Origin of the sequence: Streptomyces sp. CA-251387 (assembly GCF_050936625.1) — a bacterium.
Classification (GTDB): Bacteria; Actinomycetota; Actinomycetes; order Streptomycetales; family Streptomycetaceae; genus Streptomyces.
In genome coordinates this window covers 3,132,871-3,153,146 of sequence record NZ_JBNJMJ010000001.1, presented here as the reverse complement: position 1 = coordinate 3,153,146, position 20,276 = coordinate 3,132,871, and the positions used below count along the sequence as shown (strand labels likewise).

The following is a 20,276-nucleotide window of genomic DNA, read 5'->3' as shown; positions in this document are numbered from 1 at the left end:
TCGCCCGTGATCCGCGTGCTGACACGAACGGCGGGCCGCCCCCCTCGGACGGCCCGCCGTTCGCGTGCTCAGCGGCCCAGCGCGCGTCTGCCGCGGCCCTGGGAGAGGACCGGGAGATTGCGGGACGAGGTCTTGTCCCGGGGTGTCTCCTCCTCGATACGCAGGGCGAGCGCGGGGCAGCGGCGTACCGCGCGCAGTGCCTTCGCCTCGGCGTAGCGCGGGACTTGCGCCTGGGCGACCGTCGGGAAGCCGTCGGCGCCGAGTTCGAAGACCTCCGGGAGGATGTCCGCGCACAGGCCGTGGCCGCGGCACAGCGTCCAGTCGACGTAGATCTTCTGGCGGCTGGGGCCGTTCTCCTCCGCCTCGCCGCCGCCCGGGATGCCCGAAGGCGCCCTGCCCCCCTCGAAGAGCGGCAGAACGCCCTCCACGGGCCGACCGCAGCCGTTGCCGAGGACATGCGCCGCGAGGTCGTCGGTGAACGCCTTGATGGTCGACTCCAGGAACATCGCGGAGCCGTCCGGGTGCGAGCAGGCGCCGCGCCGCTTGACGTTCTTCGCGACTTGCTTGAGCGCCTCCAGAGCGGCGGGGCCACCGCCGTTGAGGATGTCCTCCAAGCCGCGCGCGGCGGCCGGCAGACCGAGGTAGCAGGGCCCGCACTGGCCCGCGCTCTCCTCGGCCAGCCACTGGGCGACGCGGAGGGACTCGCCGAGCGGGCAGGTCTCCTGACTGATCGGCAGGATCGCGCCCGCGCCCAGTGAACCGCCCACCGCGTCCAGGGAGTTGCGCGAGACGATGGCCTCGTTGACCGTCGCCGCGTCGATCCACTTGCCGTGGTAGCCGCCGGTCAGCACGCCCTGGGGGACCGGCGGGGCGCCGGCGAGCTGGAGGACGTAGCGCAGCGGTACGCCCGTGGGGACCTCGATCACCATCGGGCGGGCGACCGCGCCGGAGACCGTGAGCATCACGGTGCCCGGCTCGTCGTACAGGCCGGTGTTGCCGTAGCGCTCCGGGCCGATGCGGGCGGCGATGGCCAGCTGGGCGAAGGTCTCGGCGTTGGACAGCAGGGTGGGTGCGCCGCCGACGCCGTTCTGCGAGGCGCTGACCTTGCGGCCGGGCGGGATCGCCGGGCCGCCGTCGATCGAGCGGATCAGGGAGGCGGCCGCGCCGGTGACCATGCGGACCGGGTTGCGCTGCACCCACGCGCGTAGAGCGGAACGACGGCTGTTGCTGAGGCCGCGCTCGGCGAGCGCCGCCTCCATGGAGCGCTGGGTGGACTCCCGGGTGACCCCCACCACGAGCGTGCGGGCACCCAGGGCTTCGGCGCACAGCAGCGCGCCGTCCAGGATGAGATGCGGGGCACGGTTGATCATCACCGTGTCCTTGCGGCAGGCCGGTTCGTCCTCGCTGCCGTTGACGACGACGACCGGCCGTACACCGCGCTTGATCGCGGCCTCGGCGACCGAGCGCAGCTTCTTGTGGAAGGGGAAGCCCGCGCCGCCGCGGCCCTTCAGGTTGATGTTCTCGGCGAGCTTCGCGAGCTGCTCGCCGCCCATCGGTTCGAGCGGCCCGTGCACCTTCAGATGCATGGGCAGATCGAGCCTTTCGACAAGGTCGAAGCCCGACGTCAGCTGGGGAAGGCCGACAACGCGGACTTCGGGGACGTCGGGCAGGGCCTCGTTCACTTAAAGCCTCCGGAAGGCGTGTTCCAAGGTTCGCCCGAACCCGGTGCGTCGAAGTCGTAGGAGGCACCGGGCAGTGTTTCAGTGGCGGGACCGCTGTTGTTGTACGTGTCGTTCTGGTTGTACGTACCGAAGACGGCGTTCGTCTCAGCGGTGTCGTACACATCACTCGAGCCGTAGCCCGAAGACCCCGAGTCATAGCCCGAGGTGCCCGAATTGCCGTAGACGGGGATGTTGTATCCCGTGTCGTTGAGCGGGTCGTAGGACGACGGGGGTGCCTCGCCGACCGGCGGCGGGGAGGGGATCGGCCAGCTGCCGGAGGTGCTGCCGCCGCCGTCGACGCGGGGGATCGCTTCGGTCGGCTGCATGTCCAGGGGCAGGTCCATGCGGGAGGTCTGGTCGGCCGGGTAGGGCTGCTGTTGCCCGCGGGAGCGAGGTGAGACGGCGCGGTAGGCGGCGGCGAAGCCGCCCGTGGACTCCGCGGACGGGGGAGCGGTGGGCATGCCGGGCAGGGGGCCGGTCCGTCCGTCACGGGCGCGTGCGCCCGCGCGCGACGAGCGTGCCGGGCGCTCGTTCTCGTAGCCCGGCAGGGTCGCCCCGGACGCCGCCCTGGCGCGGCTCTCCTCCAGGTCCTCGCGGCCCGCCGTCTCGTCGTTGCCGATGAGTGCGGCGATCCGGTCGGCGACCTTGCGCTTGTAGGGGCGCGGGGCGGCGCGCAGTGCGAGGGCCGCGGCGACGGCGACCACGCACAGCTCGTAGCAGACCATGAAGAACGTCTTCGCCGGGCGGCCGGCGAACAGGCCGTGGATCAGGGCCGCGCACCAGGCCGGGTAGGCCAGCATGTGCATCGCGCGCCAGCGGGCGGCGACCGGCGCCGGGGAGGCGAACCGGTTGCGCAGCGCTCCGGTGATGCCCACGAAGATCATGAGCAGCGCGGCCAGGGAGCCCAGGCCGATGAGGAAGGCGCTGCCCGGGATCTCGTCGCCGCCGAAGAGCACGAGGCTGAACGGGATCAGTGCGGCGATCGGGCCGGCGTGGTCCAGCGCCAGCTTGACGCCGATGTGCACCAGGAGGAACGCGATCGAGGCGACGGCGGTCACCCGGTGGATGCCCTGCGCGATGATCCGCTGGCGGGTGTTGAGGATCATCCGGTCCTGGGCGACGAGGCCCCAGATCACCGAGCAGGTGAGGCAGACGAGCGACAGGACGCCGGCACCGAAGTTGAGGAACTCCTGGAGCCAGGTGCCGCCGAGCAGCACGACCAGGGGTATCAGCAGCAGAACAGCAGCGGTCGCCACCCCGTAGGCCGACCGGCCCTGTGCGGGGAGCGAACTGTTACTACGACGAGGGTTCATGGGGGCAACTCCGAGCGGTTCGGGAAGGCGGTCCCGCTGCCGCACTCTAAGTGGCTCCATACCGAGGGGTACGGCGTTTGAGTTATTGCGTTGTTATCTACGGGCCGTGAGGGGCTTCTGATGTCCCTTAGCGTGTGTTACGCCAGGTAACAATTGAACCTTGTTCAGCTTTTCGAGGTCTTCACAACTCTCAGGTACGGAACCGGAGCCGCCGTTGTTCATACCTGCGCCCCGCCGTAAGCCCGTCGCGACCCGCTCCGGCGCTGCGGTACCCTGACGCCATGCGTGCCGTACGCCTTCTGCTTAGCGAGCCGCGCTGATCAGTCCCGACCACCGGGCGAAACGGATGGTCGGCATCGGCGCGGCGTCCCCTCCTGTGTGAGGGGATTTTTCGTTTCTTGAGAATCGCAGCCGCTGGCAGAGACGATCGATGGAGCTTTGAGGATCATGAGCGAGACGAATACCGCTGCCGCCGCCGAGGTGGCCGCGCCGCACCGCTACACGGCCGCCCTGGCGGCCGAGATCGAGGCACGCTGGCAGGACTTCTGGGACGCCGAGGGTACGTACGCCGCTCCTAACCCGAAGGGCGACCTGGCGGGCGACTCCGCGGCCGTCGCCCGGCCCAAGAAGTTCATCATGGACATGTTCCCGTACCCCTCCGGTGCGGGCCTGCACGTCGGCCACCCCCTGGGCTACATCGCCACCGACGTCTTCGCGCGCTTCCAGCGCATGACCGGCCACAACGTCCTGCACACCCTGGGCTTCGACGCCTTCGGTCTGCCCGCCGAGCAGTACGCCGTGCAGACCGGCACGCACCCGCGCGTGTCCACCGAGGCCAACATCGAGAACATGAAGGCCCAGCTGCGCCGGCTGGGCCTGGGTCACGACAAGCGCCGGTCGTTCGCCACGATCGACCCGGACTACTACAAGTGGACCCAGTGGATCTTCCTGCAGATCTTCAACTCCTGGTACGACCACGAGGCGAAGAAGGCCCGCCCGATCTCCGAGCTGATCGCCGAGTTCGAGTCCGGTGAGCGTGCCGTACCGGGGACCACGCGCGCGTGGAGCGAGCTGAGCGCCGCCGAGCGCGCCGACGTCCTGGGCGAGTACCGCCTGGCCTACGCCTCGGATGCGCCGGTCAACTGGTGCCCCGGCCTGGGCACCGTGCTGGCCAACGAGGAGGTCACGGCCGACGGCCGCTCCGAGCGCGGCAACTTCCCGGTCTTCAAGGCCAAGCTGCGCCAGTGGAACATGCGCATCACCGCGTACGCCGACCGGCTGCTGGACGACCTGGAGGAGCTGGACTGGCCCGAGGCCATCAAGCTGCAGCAGCGCAACTGGATCGGCCGTTCCGAGGGCGCCCGCGTCGACTTCCCGATCGACGGCGAGCGCATCACCGTCTTCACCACCCGCCCGGACACCCTGTTCGGCGCGACCTACATGGTGCTGGCGCCCGAGCACCCGCTGGTCGAGAAGTTCACCCCGGACACCTGGCCCGAGGGCACCCACGACGTCTGGACCGGCGGTCACGCGACCCCGGCCGAGGCCGTCGCCGCCTACCGCGCGCAGGCCGCCTCCAAGTCGGACGTCGAGCGCCAGGCCGAGGCCAAGGACAAGACCGGCGTCTTCATCGGCTCGTACGCCACCAACCCGGTCAACGGCGAGCAGATCCCGGTCTTCATCGCCGACTACGTCCTGATGGGCTACGGCACCGGCGCGATCATGGCCGTGCCGGCCGGTGACCAGCGCGACTTCGAGTTCGCGCGCGCCTTCGAGCTGCCGATCACCTGCATCGTCGAGCCGACCGACGGCCGGGGCACCGACGCCTCGGCGTGGGACGACGCCTTCTCGTCGTACGACGCGAAGATCATCAACTCGGCGAACGACGAGATCTCCCTGGACGGCCTGGGCGTCGCCGAGGCCAAGGCGCGCATCACCGAGTGGCTGGAGCGCAAGGGCATCGGCGAGGGCACCGTCAACTTCCGGCTGCGCGACTGGCTGTTCAGCCGCCAGCGCTACTGGGGCGAGCCCTTCCCGATCGTCTACGACGAGGACGGCATCGCGCACGCCCTGCCCGAGTCGATGCTGCCGCTGGAGCTGCCCGAGGTCGAGGACTACTCCCCGCGCACCTTCGACCCGGACGACGCGAACACCCAGCCCGAGACGCCGCTGTCGCGCAACGAGGAGTGGGTCAACGTCACGCTGGACCTGGGCGACGGCCCGAAGCGGTACCGGCGCGAGACCAACACCATGCCCAACTGGGCCGGTTCCTGCTGGTACGAGCTGCGCTACCTGGACCCGCACAACAGCGAGCAACTGGTCGACCCCGAGATCGAGCAGTACTGGATGGGGCCGCGCGAGGGCCAGCCGCACGGCGGCGTGGACCTGTACGTCGGCGGCGCCGAGCACGCCGTGCTGCACCTGCTGTACGCGCGCTTCTGGTCCAAGGTCCTGTTCGACCTGGGGTACGTCTCCTCCGCGGAGCCGTTCCACAAGCTGTTCAACCAGGGCATGATCCAGGCCTACGTCTACCGCGACAGCCGTGGCATCGCGGTGCCGGCCGCCGAGGTGGAGGAGCGCGACGGCGCCTACTACTACCAGGGCGAGAAGGTCTCCCGGCTGCTGGGCAAGATGGGCAAGTCCCTGAAGAACGCGGTCACTCCGGACGAGATCTGCGCCGAGTACGGCGCCGACACGCTGCGTCTGTACGAGATGGCGATGGGCCCGCTGGACGTCTCCCGGCCCTGGGACACGCGCGCGGTGGTCGGCCAGTTCCGGCTGCTGCAGCGGCTGTGGCGCAACGTCGTCGACGAGACGACCGGTGCCGTGACGGTGGTGGACGTGGAGCCCGACGAGGACACGCTGCGTGCCCTGCACAAGGCGATCGACGGGGTGCGCGGGGACCTGGAGGGCATGCGGTTCAACACCGCCATCGCCAAGGTCACCGAGCTGAACAACCACCTGACCAAGGCGGGCGGGGCGGTGCCGCGCCCGGTCGCCGAGGCGCTGGTGCTGATGGTCGCGCCGCTGGCCCCGCACATCGCCGAGGAGCTGTGGCGCAAGCTGGGGCACCAGGACTCGGTCGTCCACCAGGACTTCCCCGTCGCCGACCCGGCGTACGTCGTCGACGAGACCGTGACCTGCGTCGTGCAGATCAAGGGCAAGGTCAAGGCCCGCCTGGAGGTCTCCCCGTCCATCTCCGAGGACGAGCTGGAGAAGGTGGCGCTGGCCGACGAGAAGGTCGTGGCGGCACTGGACGGCGCCGGGATCCGCAAGGTGATCGTGCGGGCGCCGAAGCTGGTGAACATCGTTCCGGCGTAGGCCTCCGGCGGTCGGCCGGGTCGGTTGTCGTGGCCGCCGGGCCGGGGCGGATGCCGCGTGCGGCCGGGATGGTCGGGACTGCATGAAGACGGGGCCGGCGGGTCGGATGCCGTGAGCATCGGGACGGTTCGGCCGCCGTGAGTGCGGGGCCGCGGGTTCGGATGCCGTGCGCGGCGGGCGGCTCGGGGTGATCCCCTACGGGCAGGTTCGGGGTTCTGCTGGAACTCCGGGCCTGCCCGCTGCGTTTACCGTGGAAAGTGACGCGGCATGGGTCGTGGCCGGCCGGAGGAGGAGTTCGTGGAAGCAGTGATCGCAGTCGTCGCCCTGCTCTTCGTGCTCTTCGTCGCGCTCGGCGCCTATGCCACGGTGAAGGTGGTCGGCGCCGCCAAACGCCGCGTGGACGAGACGATCACGCACGCCCGGCGCACAGTCGAGGACCACACCCTGCGGGCCAAGTCCTTCGCCCAGCCCGGCCCGGCCGGCGAGCTCGCCCAGCTGCGGCTGAAACTGCGCACCTCCATGCGGGCCACCCAGGACGCGCTGCACGCGGGTGCGAGCGAAGACGAGTCCCTGAAGGAGTCCCTCGGCCTCTTCCACCGCCTCAGCGCACACGGGCACGAACTGGACGCCGAACTGCGGCGCCTGGAGTCCGAGCCCGACCGCTCGACGCTCGCCGCACGGCTGCCCGACCTGCGCGAACGCACCGAGCGCATCGTCCAGTCGGCGGACTCACTGCGCTGGGCGGCCCGCGACCGGGCCAGCCGCTTCGCCGACGACGACCTGGACACCCTCAGCGCACAGATCGACGTGGAGGCCGGCGCGCTGCGGCACTGGCAGACGGCGGAGTCCCCGTCGTCGACGACGCCGTCGGACCGTTCGTCATCGACGCCGCCCCCGTGGCCGGAGGCTCCGGCGCCCGAGGCCGCCGCGACGACCGAGCAGACCTGGCCGGACACCCCTAGGACGCAGCGGGCCGAGGAGCCGACCAGGCCCGCCATCACTCCGCCCGCCCCTCGGCCGACCTACCCCTGGCACAAGAAGGCCCGCCCCGAGAGCACGACTTGAGCCCCATGAGCACACGATGATCCGGTCAAGCCACCACCGGCTGAGTGGGGTCGGACTGCCGCCCGGGCGCTACGGCAGGTAACCTCCAGCTCATGTCCCGCCATGTCGCGATCGTCACCGATTCAACGGCCTACCTGCCGCCGCGGACGATGGAGCGCCACGGCATCACCGCGGTGCCCCTGACCGTGGTCCTCGGCGACCGGGCGCTGGAGGAGGGCACCGAGATCTCGACCCGTTCCCTCGCCCAGGCGTTGCAGAAGCGACGCCCCGTCACCACCTCGCGCCCCAGCCCCCAGGTCTTCGCGGAGCACTACCGCAAGGTCGCCGAGTCCGGCGCCACCGGCATCGTCTCCCTGCACCTGTCCGCCGAGCTCTCCGGCACCTACGACGCGGCGGTCCTCGCGGCGCGCGAGGCGCCGGTGCCGGTGCGGGTGGTGGACACCGGGATGATCGCCATGGCGCTCGGATTCTGCGCGCTCTCCGCGGCCGAGGCGGCGGAGACGGGCGGCACGGTGGACGATGCCGTGACCGCCGCGGAGAAGCGAGCGGGGGGCACCGCCGCCTACTTCTACGTCGACACCCTCGACTATCTGCGCCGGGGTGGCCGTATCGGGGCCGCGCAGGCCCTCTTGGGTTCCGCGCTCGCGGTGAAGCCGCTGCTGCAGCTGGAGGGCGGCCGGATCGGCCCGCTGGAGAAGGTACGGACGGCGTCCAAGGCGATCGCCCGCCTGGAGGAGATCGCCGCCGACCGGGCGGGCAGCGCGCAGGTCGACATCGCGGTACACCATCTCGCCGCCCCCGACCGGGCGTCGGCGCTGGCGGATCGACTGCGGGCCCGGGTGCCGGGGCTGGCCGATCTGCATGTGAGTGAGGTGGGGGCGGTGATCGGGGCGCATACGGGGCCTGGGTTGCTGGGGGTTGTGGTTTCGCCGCGGTGACAGGCCCTTTGGGCGGGTGAGTCACCTGTGTGGGTGGCGGAGTTATCCACAACTGGGTAGTAATCCCCGAGATTTGAGCAAGATCATCGCGGGTCGGGCGAGGTGTCCGATCCTCGACGCATGGCACTTCGAGCACATACACGTATCCGCTCTGCGGCAGTAACCAGCGGCCCGGGCCGCGGTCCTCACTCCGACGTCCGCACGCGCCATCGACGCTTGCAAGCCCGGGGCCGGGCACGGCAGCGGCATGCGTCGGCGGAGGAGCTGCGCCGCCGGGCCGAGGTGATTTTCGCCGAACGGCCCGGGAAGTGGGGGGAGTCGGGGGCAGGGCCGCCCAGGGGTGAGGAGGACGACCCGGGGCCGGTTGCAGGGGGCTCGGAAGCTTGGCGCGGGGATGCGGCGTCGGGGCCGGATGTGCCGGATGCCGGTGCCGTGGTCGGTGATGCGGCCGGTCACGGCGCTGAGCCCGTGGCCGGTGACTCGGGCGCTGGGGAGTGGCGGGCGCGGGCCGGGCTGGCGCTGCGGGAGCGGATGCCGGTGTGGCTGCAGACCAGGTGCGGGCTGGAGCGGCGGAGTGTCCTCGCGCTCACCGTGGTGCTCGTCCTCGCCGCGGGGTTCGCCGTGCAGCACTTCTGGAGCGGCCGGGCGCAGTCCGTGCGCGCGCCCGAGGTGGTGCGGGCGGCGGCCCCGTACGGGGGACGGGAGTCGAGCGAGGAGGCCGGGACGGAGGCGTCGGCGGCCGGTGTGCCGGGTGCCGCCGGGACGCCCGCGGCGCAGATCGTGGTGGACGTCAGCGGCAAGGTGCGCGAGCCGGGGATCCATCGCCTCCCGGCGGGCTCCCGGGTCGCAGACGCCTTGCGCGCGGCCGGTGGCGTGCGTCCCGGCACGAACACCGACGGCCTCAACCGGGCCCGGTTCCTGGTGGACGGCGAGCAGGTGATCGTCGGCAGTCCGGCCGTCGTCCCCGGGGCAGCGCCCGGTGCGGGGGCGGGCGGTGCGGTCGCCGGTGCGGCACCCGCCGGGCCGGTCTCCCTCAACACGGCCACCGTGGACCAGCTCGACACCCTCCCGGGCGTCGGCCCGGTGCTGGCCCAGCACATCATCGACTACCGCACGCAGCACGGCGGCTTCCGTTCGGTGGACGAGCTGCGCGAAGTCAACGGCATCGGCGACCGCCGTTTCGCCGATCTGCGGAATCTCGTACAGCCATGAGTACCGACGCCCGCGCACCCGATCCGACAGCGGATCTCGCGCCCGCCCGCACCGCCGTTCACGCCGCGTCCGGAAGCCGGCTCGGTGCCTCCCACCCCCGACAGGAAGGACCGACCGACCTCCGACTTGTCCCGCCCGCGCTGGCCGCCTGGGCAACGGCGGCGCTGATGCTGGACGCCTCACCGGTGTGGACGGCCGGCATGGCGGTCGCGTGTCTGGCCGTGGCAGGCGTACTGCTGGTGGTGGGGCGAGGCGGGGCGCGGGAGGGGCATGCGGGTGTGTCCGGACGGGAGGCCGTGCCGGGGCAGGGTCCCGTGCCTGGGCGGGATGCCGTGCCTGGGCGGGATGCCGTGCGTGGGCAGGGTTCTGCGGCAGGTCGGTTCGCCCGCGCACATAGGCCCGCTCGCCTCACCTGGCCGCGCACCGCCGTCGCCGCCGTGCTGCTCTGTGTCGCGGCGGCCGCCGTCTCCGCCGGGCTTCACGGGGCCGATCTGCGACGCGGGCCGGTGCCGGGGCTGGCGCGGCAGTACGCCACCGTGACCGCCGAGGTCGAGGTCAGCTCCGATCCCCGGCTCAGCCGGCCCCGGGTCAGAGGGGATCACATGGGGCCGACCTCCGTGCTGTTCAACGCGGAGGTGCGGCGTGTCGAGGAGGCGGACGGCACGGCGGTGGTGACGCGGGCGCCGGTGCTGGTGATCGTCGACGGGGGACGGGAGGTCTCGGAGACCGTCGACGAGGAACCGGAGGTCTCGGAGACCGTCAACGGTGCGTCGCGGCCTTCCGGCGACCGGCGTTCGCCCTGGATGGAACTCCTGCCCTCCACAAGGCTGCGGGTGACCGCGCGTCTAGCGCCCGCCTTGGCCGACGGTGACCGGATCGCCGCCGTACTGCGGGTGCGGGGCCCGGCGGTGCCGGAGGTCGTGGGGGAGCCGTCGGCGGCGCAGCGGCTGGCGGGGCGGTTGCGGGCCGGGCTGCGGGAGGCGACCGACGGGCTGCCGGCGGACGCGCGGGCGTTGCTGCCGGGGCTGGTCGTGGGCGACACCTCGCGGATCACCCCGGAGCTGGACGAGGCGTTCAAGGAGACCGACCTCGCGCACACGCTGGCCGTCTCCGGCAGCAACCTCACGATCATCCTCGCCCTGCTCATCGGCCCACCCGGCATGGCCCAGCTGGTCGAGCGCCGGGGCATCGCGCCCCGCCTCGGTATCTCCCTGCGCACGACCGCGCTGCTCGGCGGAGGGCTCACCCTGGCGTTCGTCATCGTGTGCCGGCCGGACCCGAGCGTGCTGCGGGCCGCGGCGTGCGGAGCCGTCGCGCTGCTGGCCCTGGCGACCGGGCGCCGCAGATCGCTGATCCCGGCCCTGGCGACGGCAGTCCTGCTGCTGGTGCTGTACGACCCGTGGCTGGCCCGCAGTTACGGCTTTCTGCTCTCGGTCCTCGCCACGGGCGCCCTGCTGACCCTCGCGCCCCGCTGGAGTGCGGCGCTGCGGCGGCGCCGGGTGCCGCCGCGGTGGGCCGAGGTGCTGGCGGCCGCGGCTGCCGCGCAGGCGCTGTGCGCGCCGGTCGTGGCGGTGCTGTCGGCTCGGGTGAGCCTGGTGGCGGTGCCGTGCAATCTGCTCGCGGAGTTCGCGATCGCGCCGGCCACGGTGCTGGGCTTCGCGGCGCTGGCGACGGCACCGTTCGCGATGCCGGTGGCCAAGGTCCTGGCCTGGTGCGCGAGTTGGCCGACCAGGTGGATCGCGGACGTCGCCCGGACGGGCGCCGCACTGCCCGGGGCAGGGGTGGACTGGCCCGGCAGCTGGACCGGGGCGGCGCTGCTCGCCCTCGCCACGGTGGTCGTCCTGCTCGCCGGCCGGCGGCTGTCGCGGCACCCGTGGTGGGGCGGTGTCTGCGCGGTGCTGCTCGTGCTGGTGGTCGTGCAGCCGCCCCCGCTGACCAGGGTGGTCACGGGGTGGCCGCCGCCCGGGTGGCGGTTCGCGATGTGCGACGTGGGGCAGGGCGACGCGACGGTGCTCGCGGCGGGCGAAGGGACGGGAGTGGTCGTCGACGCCGGCCCCGATCCCACGCTCGTCGACCGGTGCCTGCGCACACTCGGCATCACGAGGATCCCGCTCGTCGTGCTGACCCACTTCCACGCCGACCATGTGGCGGGCCTGCCCGGCGTGCTGCGCGGTCGTGAGGTGGGCGCGATCGAGACGACGGGGCACGAAGAGCCCCCGGACCAGGTGGAGTTCGTCCACAGGGAGGCGGCCGCCCGGCGCATCCCCGTGACGCGGGCCGCCGCCGGCGAGGAGCGGCGGACCGGGGCGCTGAGCTGGCAGGTGCTGTGGCCGCCGCCCCACCCGGCACTGGCCCCGGACGGCCCGAACGACGCCAGTGTCACCCTGCTGGTCCGGTCGGCAGGGCTGCGGCTCCTGCTGCTCGGGGATCTCGAACCTCCGGCGCAGCGGGCCCTGTTGAGATCACCGGCCGGGGCGCTGCTGGGCGGCGTGGACGTGCTGAAGGTCGCCCATCACGGCTCGGCGTACCAAGATCCCGAGCTCATACGCAGGGCGGCGCCGCGGCTGGCATTGATCAGTTGCGGTGCGGACAACCCGTACGGCCACCCGGCTCCCAGCACCGTCGCGGCGCTGCGGGCGCAGGGCGCGGTGGTGCTGCGGACGGACGAGGACGGGGCGCTGGCGGTCGCGGGCACGGGCGCGGAGCTGCGGGTGGCGGGAGACTGAGGTCATGGATTCCGTTGAGGTTGATGCCTATCTCCGTCGCCTGGGGGTCGAGCACCCGGCGTGGCCCACCGTGGACGTGCTGCGCGAGCTGCATCTGCGCCATCTGCAGACCGTGCCCTTCGAGAACCTGTCGATCCACCTCGGCGAGGAGATCGTCCTGGAGGAGAAGCGACTGGTGGACAAGGTGGTGGGCGCCGGGCGGGGCGGGTTCTGCTACGAACTGAACGGGGCGTTCGGGACGTTGCTCACGGCGCTGGGCTTCGACGTGACGCTGCTCGCCGCGCGGGTGCACGGCGCGGAGGGGCGGCTCGGGATCCCCTACGACCACATGGCGCTGAAGGTGCGGACGGTGGACGGCGGCGCGTGGCTGGCGGACGTCGGGTTCGGAGCGCACAGCCACTATCCGCTGGCGTTCGAGGCGCGGGGCGAGCAGGTGGATCCGGCGGGCGTGTTCCGGATGGTCGAGGCCGGGCCGGACGCGGCCGGGGTGCGTGGCGGGCACGACGTCGCCGAGGCGGCGGACCTGGAGGTCGTCATGGACGGCAGACCGGAGTACCGGCTGGAGCGGCGGCCCCGGGTGCTCGGCGACTTCGTGGCCGGGGCGTGGTGGCACAGCACCTCGCCGGGCTCGCACTTCACGCAGTCGCTGGTGTGTTCCCGGGTGACGGAGGAAGGGGGGCGGATCACGCTCAGCGGCCGCACGTTCAAGACGACGGCGGCCGACGGGACGCGTGAGGAGCGGGAGTTGGGCACGGACGAGGAGGTGCTGGGGGTCTACCGGGAGCGCTTCGGGATCGAGCTGGACCGGGTGCCGACGGTGCGGGGCGCCGACCGGCGGGGGTGAGCGGGCGGGGTGGGGTGCGAGCGGTCAAGGGCCGGCGGTCGCCTTCGGTAGACGTGCCGGAAAATGGCTCCGTGAGTGACGTGAGACATGTCCTGGTGCTGCCCGACCGTGATGCGGCGGAGGAGGTGGCCGAGGCGCTCGGGGAGCGGTTCGGGATCGGTGAGGAGCCGCGGCTGGTGCGGGACGCGCTGGCCGGGGAGGACGACGCCGAGGATGCGCAGTGGCTGGTGGTGCTGCGGGACGAGGAGGGTCGGCTGGATCCGGGGGAGCTGGATGAGTTCGTGGGGGAGTGGGACGGATGGCGGGAGGAGCCGTAGCTCGACCAGGACCTGGCGTTGCCGCCCCGGCACCGGAACCCGTTGTCAGTGGCCCGTGCCATGCTTGTCGCGATGGCCAGGAAGACTGCGAATGACGACCTCCTCGCTCCCGTGACCCTCGCCGTGGGGCAAGAGGAGCTGCTGCTCGATCGTGCCGTGCGGGAGGTGGTCGTGGCCGCCAGGGCCGCCGATGCCGACACGGATGTGCGGGAGCTGATGCCGGAGCAGTTGCAGCCGGGCACGCTGGCCGAGTTGACCAGCCCGTCGCTGTTCGCGGAGCGCAAGGTCGTGGTCGTGCGCAATGCGCATGATCTGTCGGCCGACACGATCAAGGACGTGACGGCGTATCTGGGGGCGCCGGCCGAGGAGATCACCCTGGTGCTGCTGCACGCCGGTGGGGCCAAGGGCAAGAAGCTGCTCGACGCCGCGCGCAAGGCGGGCGCCCGGGAGGTGGCGTGCCCGAAGATGACCAAGCCGGCGGATCGGCTGGCGTTCGTGCGGAGCGAGTTCCGGGCGACCGGGCGGTCCGCGACGCCCGAGGCCTGCCAGGCGCTGGTGGACGCCATCGGGAGCGATCTGCGGGAGCTGGCGTCCGCGGTGAGTCAGCTGGTCGCCGATGTCGAGGGGACCATCGACGAGGCCGTCGTCGGGCGGTACTACACCGGCCGCGCCGAGGCGTCGAGCTTCACCGTCGCCGACCGGGCGGTCGAGGGGCGGACCGCGGAGGCGCTGGAGGCACTGCGCTGGTCGCTGTCGACGGGCGTGGCGCCCGTGATGATCACGAGCGCGCTGGCGCAGGGCGTGCGGGCCATCGGGAAGCTGTCCTCGGCCCGCGGCGGGCGTCCCGCCGACCTGGCGCGTGAGCTGGGCATGCCGCCCTGGAAGATCGACCGCGTACGGCAGCAGATGCGGGGCTGGACGCCCGACGGAGTGGCCGCCGCGTTGCAGGCGGTCGCCGAGGCCGACGCCGGAGTGAAGGGCGGCGGGGACGATCCCGGATACGCCCTGGAGAAGGCGGTCGTGACGGTCGCGCGGGCGGCGCGGTCCAGGGGTCGCGGCTGACCGGGGCCAAGGACGCGCCCAAGCCATGATCCACTGGCCGTCGTAGCGGCCGGGGGGACAATCGTAGGTGCAGCCTGAAATCGCCGTATATGACTGAATGACGGAAAGGTGGCGATCGGTATGGCTGAACACCCGCACGCACAGCTCGTCCGCAAGGGCTACGAGGCCTTCTCGCGCGGTGACATGGACACCCTGCGCACCCTGCTGACGGGAGACGTCACGCACCACTTCCCGGGCGATCACTCGCTGTCGGGCGACTACAAGGGCCAGGACGCCTGTATCGAGATGTACCAGCGGCTTTTCGAGGAGACGGGCGGGACGTTCGCCGTCGAGCTGCGTCACCTCTTCGCCGACGGCCGTGGCCATGTGATGTCGGTGCACCATGCGACGGCCGAGCGTCAGGGCAAGCGCCTGGACATGGACGGAGGCATCGTCTTCCGGATCGTCGGCGACAAGGTCAGCGACCTCGACGAGTGCGTCGGCGACATCGACAGGCTCAACGACTTCTGGTCGTGAACCTACGCACCGAAGCGACGGAGAGGTGGCGGTTGCCATGGCTGAACACCCGCACGCACAGCTCGTCCGCAAGGGCTTCGAAGCCTTCACCCGCGGGGACATGGATGCCCTGCGCGGGCTGATGACATCGGACTGCACGCACCATGTGCCGGGCAGTCACCCGCTGTCGGGCGACTTCAAGGGCCAGGACGCGTGTATCGACATGTACCGCCGGCTCTTCGAGGAGACGGGCGGGAACATGCAGGTCCAGCTGCGCGGTATCGCCGTGGACGGGCGCGGGCACGCGGTCGGCATGGCCCGCTTCAGGGCGCAGCGACAGGGCAAGAGCATCGACGACGAGGGAGCGCTCGTCTTCCGGATCGTCGGTGACAGGATCAGTGACATCGACGAGTGCGTCGCGGACATCGAGAAGAACAACGAATTCTGGTCGTGACCGGGTGACGATCACTGACGATCACCCGCGCAGCGCGCACGCCGAAGGCCCCGCCCACCGCCCTGGGGAAGAGCGGAAGGTGGGGCCTTCGGTTGAAGCCGGTGAGTCCGTACCCGCGTGGCGAACGCAGGCCGCGTACAGACTCGGGGTGCCGGACGGGAGCGGATGAGAGAGGGCCCGCTCGATTCCCTCCGGCGATCAAATCAAGGGTCAGCCCTTGAGGGACGCGACCTTCGAAGCAAGCGCCGACTTCTTGTTGGCGGCCTGGTTCTTGTGGATGACGCCCTTCGAGACGGCCTTGTCGAGCGCACGCGACGCGGCGCGCTGAAGCTCGGTGGCCTTCTCGACGTCACCCGCGGCAGCAGCCTCACGGGCCTTGCGGATCGCGGTCTTCAGGGAGGACTTGACGGCCTTGTTGCGCAGCCGGGCCTTCTCGTTGGTCTTGATCCGCTTGATCTGGGACTTGATGTTCGCCACGAATGAGCCTTTTCAGGTTCTGGCACGGGGCCGCACGGGAGCCGCACGGACATGTGCCGGGTGATTTTCTTGGGGTGTGCCTCGCGCTGAGAGGGCATGAGACACAGCCACCCAGGCTACCAGTGGGCCGGAGAATGGCCCAAACCAGCTCCAGGTCGCCGCCCGTGGGACCATGGAACCTACGTATCGATCCGACCCGAGGCATAAGGCGCCTCAAGAGACAGGACCCTGCGTGCCCGCGACCCCTAACAATGTGCCCGAGCCGAGCCGTACCGACCCGGCTCTGATCCGCAATTTCTGCATCATCGCGCACATCGACCACGGCAAGTCCACGCTCGCCGACCGGATGCTCCAGCTGACCGGTGTGGTCGAGCAGCGGCAGATGCGTGCTCAGTACCTCGACCGGATGGACATCGAGCGTGAGCGCGGTATCACGATCAAGTCCCAGGCGGTGCGGCTGCCGTGGGCTCCCACCCACGACAAGAGCAACACGCACATCCTCAACATGATCGACACCCCGGGGCACGTCGACTTCACGTACGAGGTCTCGCGGTCGCTCGCCGCCTGCGAGGGGACCATCCTCCTCGTCGACGCCGCCCAGGGCATCGAGGCCCAGACCCTCGCCAACCTCTACCTGGCGATGGAGAACGACCTCACGATCATCCCCGTACTGAACAAGATCGACCTGCCGGCCGCGCAGCCCGAGAAGTTCGCCGAGGAGCTCGCCAACCTGGTCGGCTGTGAGCCGGACGACGTGCTGAGGGTCTCCGCCAAGACCGGCATCGGCGTCGACGCGCTGCTCGACAAGGTCGTACGGGAGGTCCCCGCGCCGGTCGGCGTCAAGGACGCTCCCGCCCGCGCGATGATCTTCGACTCGGTCTACGACTCCTACCGGGGCGTGGTCACGTACGTCCGTGTCATCGACGGCCAGCTCAACAAGCGTGAGCGCATCAAGATGATGTCGACGGGCGCCACGCACGAGCTGCTGGAGATCGGGACGAACTCGCCGGAGATGCTCCCGGCCGACGGCCTCGGCGTCGGCGAGGTGGGCTATCTGATCACCGGTGTGAAGGACGTCCGCCAGTCCAAGGTCGGTGACACCGTCACCAGCCAGCAGAAGGGGGCCACGGAGGCGCTCGGCGGGTACAAGGACCCGAAGCCGATGGTCTTCTCCGGCTTGTATCCGCTGGACGGCTCCGACTACCCGGAGCTGCGCGAGGCCCTCGACAAGCTCCAGCTCAACGACGCCGCGCTCGTCTACGAGCCGGAGACCTCCGCCGCCCTCGGCTTCGGCTTCCGCGTCGGCTTCCTCGGCCTGCTCCACCTCGACGTGATCCGTGAGCGGCTGGAGCGCGAGTTCGGCCTCGACCTGATCGCCACCGCGCCCAACGTGGTCTACCGGGTCGTGATGGAGGACGGCAGCGAGCACACCGTCACCAACCCGAGCGAGTTCCCCGAGGGCAAGATCAACGAGGTGTACGAGCCCGTCGTACGCGCCACGATCCTCGCGCCGACCGAGTTCATCGGCTCGATCATGGAGCTGTGCCAGACCCGGCGCGGCACCCTCCTCGGCATGGACTACCTGTCCGAGGACCGGGTCGAGATCCGCTACACGCTCCCGCTCGCCGAGATCGTCTTCGACTTCTTCGACCAGCTGAAGTCCAAGACCCGCGGCTACGCCTCGCTGGACTACGAGCCCACCGGTGAGCAGACCTCCAGCCTGGTCAAGGTCGACATCCTGCTCCACGGCGACAAGGTGGACGCCTTCTCGGCGATCACCCACAAGGACCAGGCGTACGCGTACGGCGTCCGGCTCGTCGCCAAGCTCAAGGAGCTGATCCCGCGGCAGGCGTTCGAGGTGCCGGTCCAGGCCGCCATCGGCTCCCGGGTCATCGCCCGCGAGACCATCCGCGCCATCCGCAAGGACGTCCTCGCCAAGTGCTACGGCGGTGACATCTCCCGTAAGCGGAAGCTGCTGGAGAAGCAGAAGGAAGGCAAGAAGCGGATGAAGATGGTGGGTTCCGTGGAGGTTCCGCAGGAGGCCTTCATCGCCGTACTGAGCAGTGATGACAGCGCGGGGTCGGCCAAGGGCAAGAAGTAACCGCCAGTAACAGAGCGTTGCCTGGCAAATCGCCGCAACGGGGGCCCGTCGTGCGAAAGTGCGGCGGGCCCCTACGCGTGCGTAACGTCGCTGTCTGTAGGAAGTGACAGGCCGCGAACCCTTACGCGGTGGCCTGTCGACCTTTACTCTGATCCCTGCTCGATAGTTACTCGCGAGTTAAACAACAGCTCGCATGTGAAAACCGCCGTAATGAGCCGGATGCAATGCCGGCTGTTGAGCCAGCCGCACTGTCGCGGGCCCGGAGGATGTCGTGAGCGACACACAGACACTGATCGAGAACCGTCCGCCGAGCGTGGCGACTCTCTTCCTGGAGCGCGTGGCGGCCACGCCGGACGCCGAGGCATACCGCTATCCGGTGCCACCGGCCGCGGGGGAGGGCCCGGACGACTGGAAGTCGCTGAGCTGGGGGCAGGCCGCCGAGCGGGTCTACGCGATCGCGGCCGGGCTCATCGAGCTGGGCGTCCAGCCCGAGCAGCGGGTGGCCCTCGCCTCCTCGACCCGGATCGAGTGGATCCTCGCCGACCTGGGCATCATGTGCGCCGGCGCGGCCACCACCACCGTCTATCCGCAGACGAACGCCGAGGAGTCGGCGTACATCCTCTCCGACTCCGAGAGCCGGGTGCTCATCGCCGAGGACGCGGCCCAGCTGGCGAAGGCGCGGGAGAAGCGCGCCGAGCTGCCGTACCTCACGCATGTCGTCGTCATCGACCCGGCCGGTGTCGAGACCGCCGACTGGATCCTCACCCTCGACGAGCTGGAGAAGCGCGGCGCGGCCCGGCTGGAGAAGGACGCCGACCTGGTCAAGGAGCGGGTCGGCGCGATCACCAAGGACCAGCTGGCCACCCTGATCTACACGTCCGGCACCACCGGCCGCCCCAAGGGCGTACGGCTGCCGCACGACAACTGGGCGTACATGGCGAAGGCGATCGCCGCGACCGGGCTGGTCAGCGGCGAGGACGTGCAGTACCTCTGGCTGCCGCTCGCGCACGTCTTCGGCAAGGTGCTCACCTCCGGGCAGATCGAGGTCGGGCACGTCACCGCCGTCGACGGCCGCGTCGACAAGATCATCGAAAATCTGCCGGTCGTGCAGCCGACGTACATGGCGGCCGTGCCGCGCATCTTCGAGAAGGTCTACAACGGGGTCGCCGCCAAGGCACGCGCGGCCGGCGGCGCCAAGTACAAGATCTTCCAGTGGGCCGCCGGGGTCGCCCGCGAGTACGCCAAGGTCTCCCAGGACAACTTCCGGCGCACCGGCACCCACTCCGTGCCGTTCGGGCTCGGCGCCAAGCACAAGATCGCCGACACGCTGGTGTACGCCAAGATCCGCGAGGCCTTCGGCGGCAACCTGCGCGCCTGTGTCTCCGGGTCGGCCGCCCTCGCGCCGGAGATCGGCTACTTCTTCGCCGGCGCCGGCATCCACATCCTCGAGGGCTACGGGCTGACCGAGTCCTCGGCCGCGTCCTTCGTGAACCCCGGTGAGGCCTACCGCACCGGCACGGTCGGCAAGCCGCTGCCCGGCACGGAGGTGCGCATCGCGGCCGACGGCGAGATCCTGCTGCGCGGCCCCGGCATCATGGAGGGCTACCACGGGCTGCCGGACAAGACCGCGGAGGTGCTGGAGGCCGACGGCTGGTTCCACACCGGTGACATCGGCGAGCTGTCGCCCGACGGCTATCTGCGCATCACCGACCGCAAGAAGGACCTCATCAAGACGTCGGGCGGCAAGTACATCGCGCCGGCCGAGGTCGAGGGGCAGTTCAAGGCGGTGTGCCCGTACGTGTCCAACATCCTGGTGCACGGCGCCGACCGGAACTTCTGCACGGCGCTGATCGCGTTGGACGAGGTCGCGATTCTGGGGTGGGCCGAGGAGAACGGGCTCGGCGGCAAGTCGTACGCGGAGGTCGTCGCCGCCCCGGCCACCGTCGAGATGGTCGAGGGGTATGTCAAGAAGCTCAACGAAGGGCTTCAGAAGTGGCAGACCATCAAGAAGTTCCGGCTTCTGCCTAGGGATCTCGATGTGGAGCACGGGGAGATCACGCCGAGCCTCAAGTTGAAGCGGCCGGTGGTGGAGCGGGAGTACAAGGAGCTGATCGAGGAGATGTACGCCGGTACGCGGGAGGCGTAACGCCGTAGGGGAGGGGTGGCGGGACCGCCGGCGGCTGGCAGTCCGTTGTGGCTGGTCGCGCCCATGCGGCGGAGCCGCGAGTCG

General features: G+C 70.8%; 15 protein-coding genes. 12 read left to right on the top strand and 3 right to left on the bottom strand.

Translation table 11 applies throughout. The annotated features are described in order from the left end of the window. Positions 1-68: 68 nt before the first annotated feature. Together ACQEV2_RS14085 and ACQEV2_RS14080 are read right to left on the bottom strand one after the other, a co-directional pair. A complete protein-coding gene (locus ACQEV2_RS14085; protein ID WP_433039958.1) occupies positions 69-1,682 on the bottom strand; it encodes an NADH-ubiquinone oxidoreductase-F iron-sulfur binding region domain-containing protein in 1,614 nt (537 codons plus the stop codon). After that, positions 1,679-3,034 (bottom strand): cytochrome b/b6 domain-containing protein, encoded by a 1,356-nt coding sequence (locus tag ACQEV2_RS14080; protein ID WP_433039956.1) that lies wholly within the window; start codon positions 3,032-3,034, stop codon positions 1,679-1,681. Before ACQEV2_RS14080 ends, ACQEV2_RS14085 begins: the two co-directional genes overlap by 4 nt. A 447-nt stretch (positions 3,035-3,481) precedes the next feature. Here ACQEV2_RS14080 and leuS point away from each other — a divergent pair, with 447 nt between their 5' ends. The 10 genes from leuS to ACQEV2_RS14030 all read left to right on the top strand — a co-directional run bounded on the left by leuS (position 3,482) and on the right by ACQEV2_RS14030 (position 15,468). Next, a complete protein-coding gene (leuS, locus tag ACQEV2_RS14075; RefSeq protein WP_433039954.1) occupies positions 3,482-6,355 on the top strand; it encodes a leucine--tRNA ligase in 2,874 nt (957 codons plus the stop codon). A gap of 297 nt (positions 6,356-6,652) precedes the next feature. Next, entirely contained in the window at positions 6,653-7,420 is a 768-nt protein-coding gene (locus ACQEV2_RS14070; protein WP_433039952.1) for a hypothetical protein, read from the top strand. A 92-nt stretch (positions 7,421-7,512) separates the two neighbouring features. After that, entirely contained in the window at positions 7,513-8,358 is an 846-nt protein-coding gene (locus ACQEV2_RS14065; RefSeq protein ID WP_433039950.1) for a DegV family protein, read from the top strand. 120 nt (positions 8,359-8,478) lie between these two features. After that, entirely contained in the window at positions 8,479-9,570 is a 1,092-nt protein-coding gene (locus tag ACQEV2_RS14060; RefSeq protein ID WP_433039948.1) for a helix-hairpin-helix domain-containing protein, read from the top strand. Next, positions 9,567-12,296 (top strand): ComEC/Rec2 family competence protein, encoded by a 2,730-nt coding sequence (locus ACQEV2_RS14055; protein WP_433039946.1) that lies wholly within the window; start codon positions 9,567-9,569, stop codon positions 12,294-12,296. The genes ACQEV2_RS14060 and ACQEV2_RS14055 overlap by 4 nt, the downstream gene beginning before the upstream one ends. 4 nt (positions 12,297-12,300) lie before the next feature. Then, positions 12,301-13,140, top strand: coding sequence for an arylamine N-acetyltransferase family protein (locus ACQEV2_RS14050; RefSeq protein ID WP_433039944.1), 840 nt, complete (start codon positions 12,301-12,303; stop codon positions 13,138-13,140). Between the two features lie 71 nt (positions 13,141-13,211). Beyond that, positions 13,212-13,457, top strand: a complete 246-nt coding sequence (locus ACQEV2_RS14045) for a hypothetical protein (RefSeq protein ID WP_433039942.1) — start codon at positions 13,212-13,214, stop codon at positions 13,455-13,457. Between the two features lie 72 nt (positions 13,458-13,529). Beyond that, positions 13,530-14,519: a DNA polymerase III subunit delta gene (holA, locus tag ACQEV2_RS14040; protein WP_433039940.1), complete on the top strand. Its 990-nt coding sequence runs from the start codon at positions 13,530-13,532 to the stop codon at positions 14,517-14,519. A 120-nt stretch (positions 14,520-14,639) separates the two neighbouring features. Next, complete coding sequence (locus ACQEV2_RS14035; protein WP_433039938.1) at positions 14,640-15,035, top strand: nuclear transport factor 2 family protein; 396 nt, start codon at positions 14,640-14,642, stop codon at positions 15,033-15,035. Positions 15,036-15,072: 37 nt separating this feature from the next. Next, positions 15,073-15,468 (top strand): nuclear transport factor 2 family protein, encoded by a 396-nt coding sequence (locus ACQEV2_RS14030; RefSeq protein WP_433039936.1) that lies wholly within the window; start codon positions 15,073-15,075, stop codon positions 15,466-15,468. A 210-nt stretch (positions 15,469-15,678) separates the two neighbouring features. Here the strand turns inward: ACQEV2_RS14030 and rpsT are convergent, their stop codons facing one another. Further along, positions 15,679-15,945, bottom strand: a complete 267-nt coding sequence (gene rpsT / locus ACQEV2_RS14025; RefSeq protein ID WP_367323126.1) for a 30S ribosomal protein S20 — start codon at positions 15,943-15,945, stop codon at positions 15,679-15,681. Positions 15,946-16,177: 232 nt separating this feature from the next. Between rpsT and lepA the strand changes: the two genes are divergently transcribed. Next, on the top strand, positions 16,178-18,046 hold the full coding sequence (gene lepA, locus ACQEV2_RS14020) for a translation elongation factor 4 (RefSeq protein WP_433039934.1): 1,869 nt from the start codon (positions 16,178-16,180) through the stop codon (positions 18,044-18,046). Between the two features lie 271 nt (positions 18,047-18,317). Further along, positions 18,318-20,192 (top strand): AMP-dependent synthetase/ligase, encoded by a 1,875-nt coding sequence (locus ACQEV2_RS14015; protein WP_433039932.1) that lies wholly within the window; start codon positions 18,318-18,320, stop codon positions 20,190-20,192. Positions 20,193-20,276 lie beyond the last annotated feature (84 nt).

Excerpts from the sequence above, each read along its gene's own strand:
- ACQEV2_RS14055 (WP_433039946.1), top strand. The coding sequence starts at position 9,567 with ATGAGTACCGACGCCCGCGCACCCGATCCGACAGCGGATCTCGCGCCC.
- leuS (WP_433039954.1), top strand. The coding sequence starts at position 3,482 with ATGAGCGAGACGAATACCGCTGCCGCCGCCGAGGTGGCCGCGCCGCAC.
- ACQEV2_RS14050 (WP_433039944.1), top strand. The coding sequence starts at position 12,301 with ATGGATTCCGTTGAGGTTGATGCCTATCTCCGTCGCCTGGGGGTCGAG.
- ACQEV2_RS14035 (WP_433039938.1), top strand. The coding sequence starts at position 14,640 with ATGGCTGAACACCCGCACGCACAGCTCGTCCGCAAGGGCTACGAGGCC.
- ACQEV2_RS14080 (WP_433039956.1), bottom strand. The coding sequence starts at position 3,034 with ATGAACCCTCGTCGTAGTAACAGTTCGCTCCCCGCACAGGGCCGGTCG.
- ACQEV2_RS14060 (WP_433039948.1), top strand. The coding sequence starts at position 8,479 with ATGGCACTTCGAGCACATACACGTATCCGCTCTGCGGCAGTAACCAGC.
- ACQEV2_RS14030 (WP_433039936.1), top strand. The coding sequence starts at position 15,073 with ATGGCTGAACACCCGCACGCACAGCTCGTCCGCAAGGGCTTCGAAGCC.
- ACQEV2_RS14065 (WP_433039950.1), top strand. The coding sequence starts at position 7,513 with ATGTCCCGCCATGTCGCGATCGTCACCGATTCAACGGCCTACCTGCCG.
- holA (WP_433039940.1), top strand. The coding sequence starts at position 13,530 with ATGGCCAGGAAGACTGCGAATGACGACCTCCTCGCTCCCGTGACCCTC.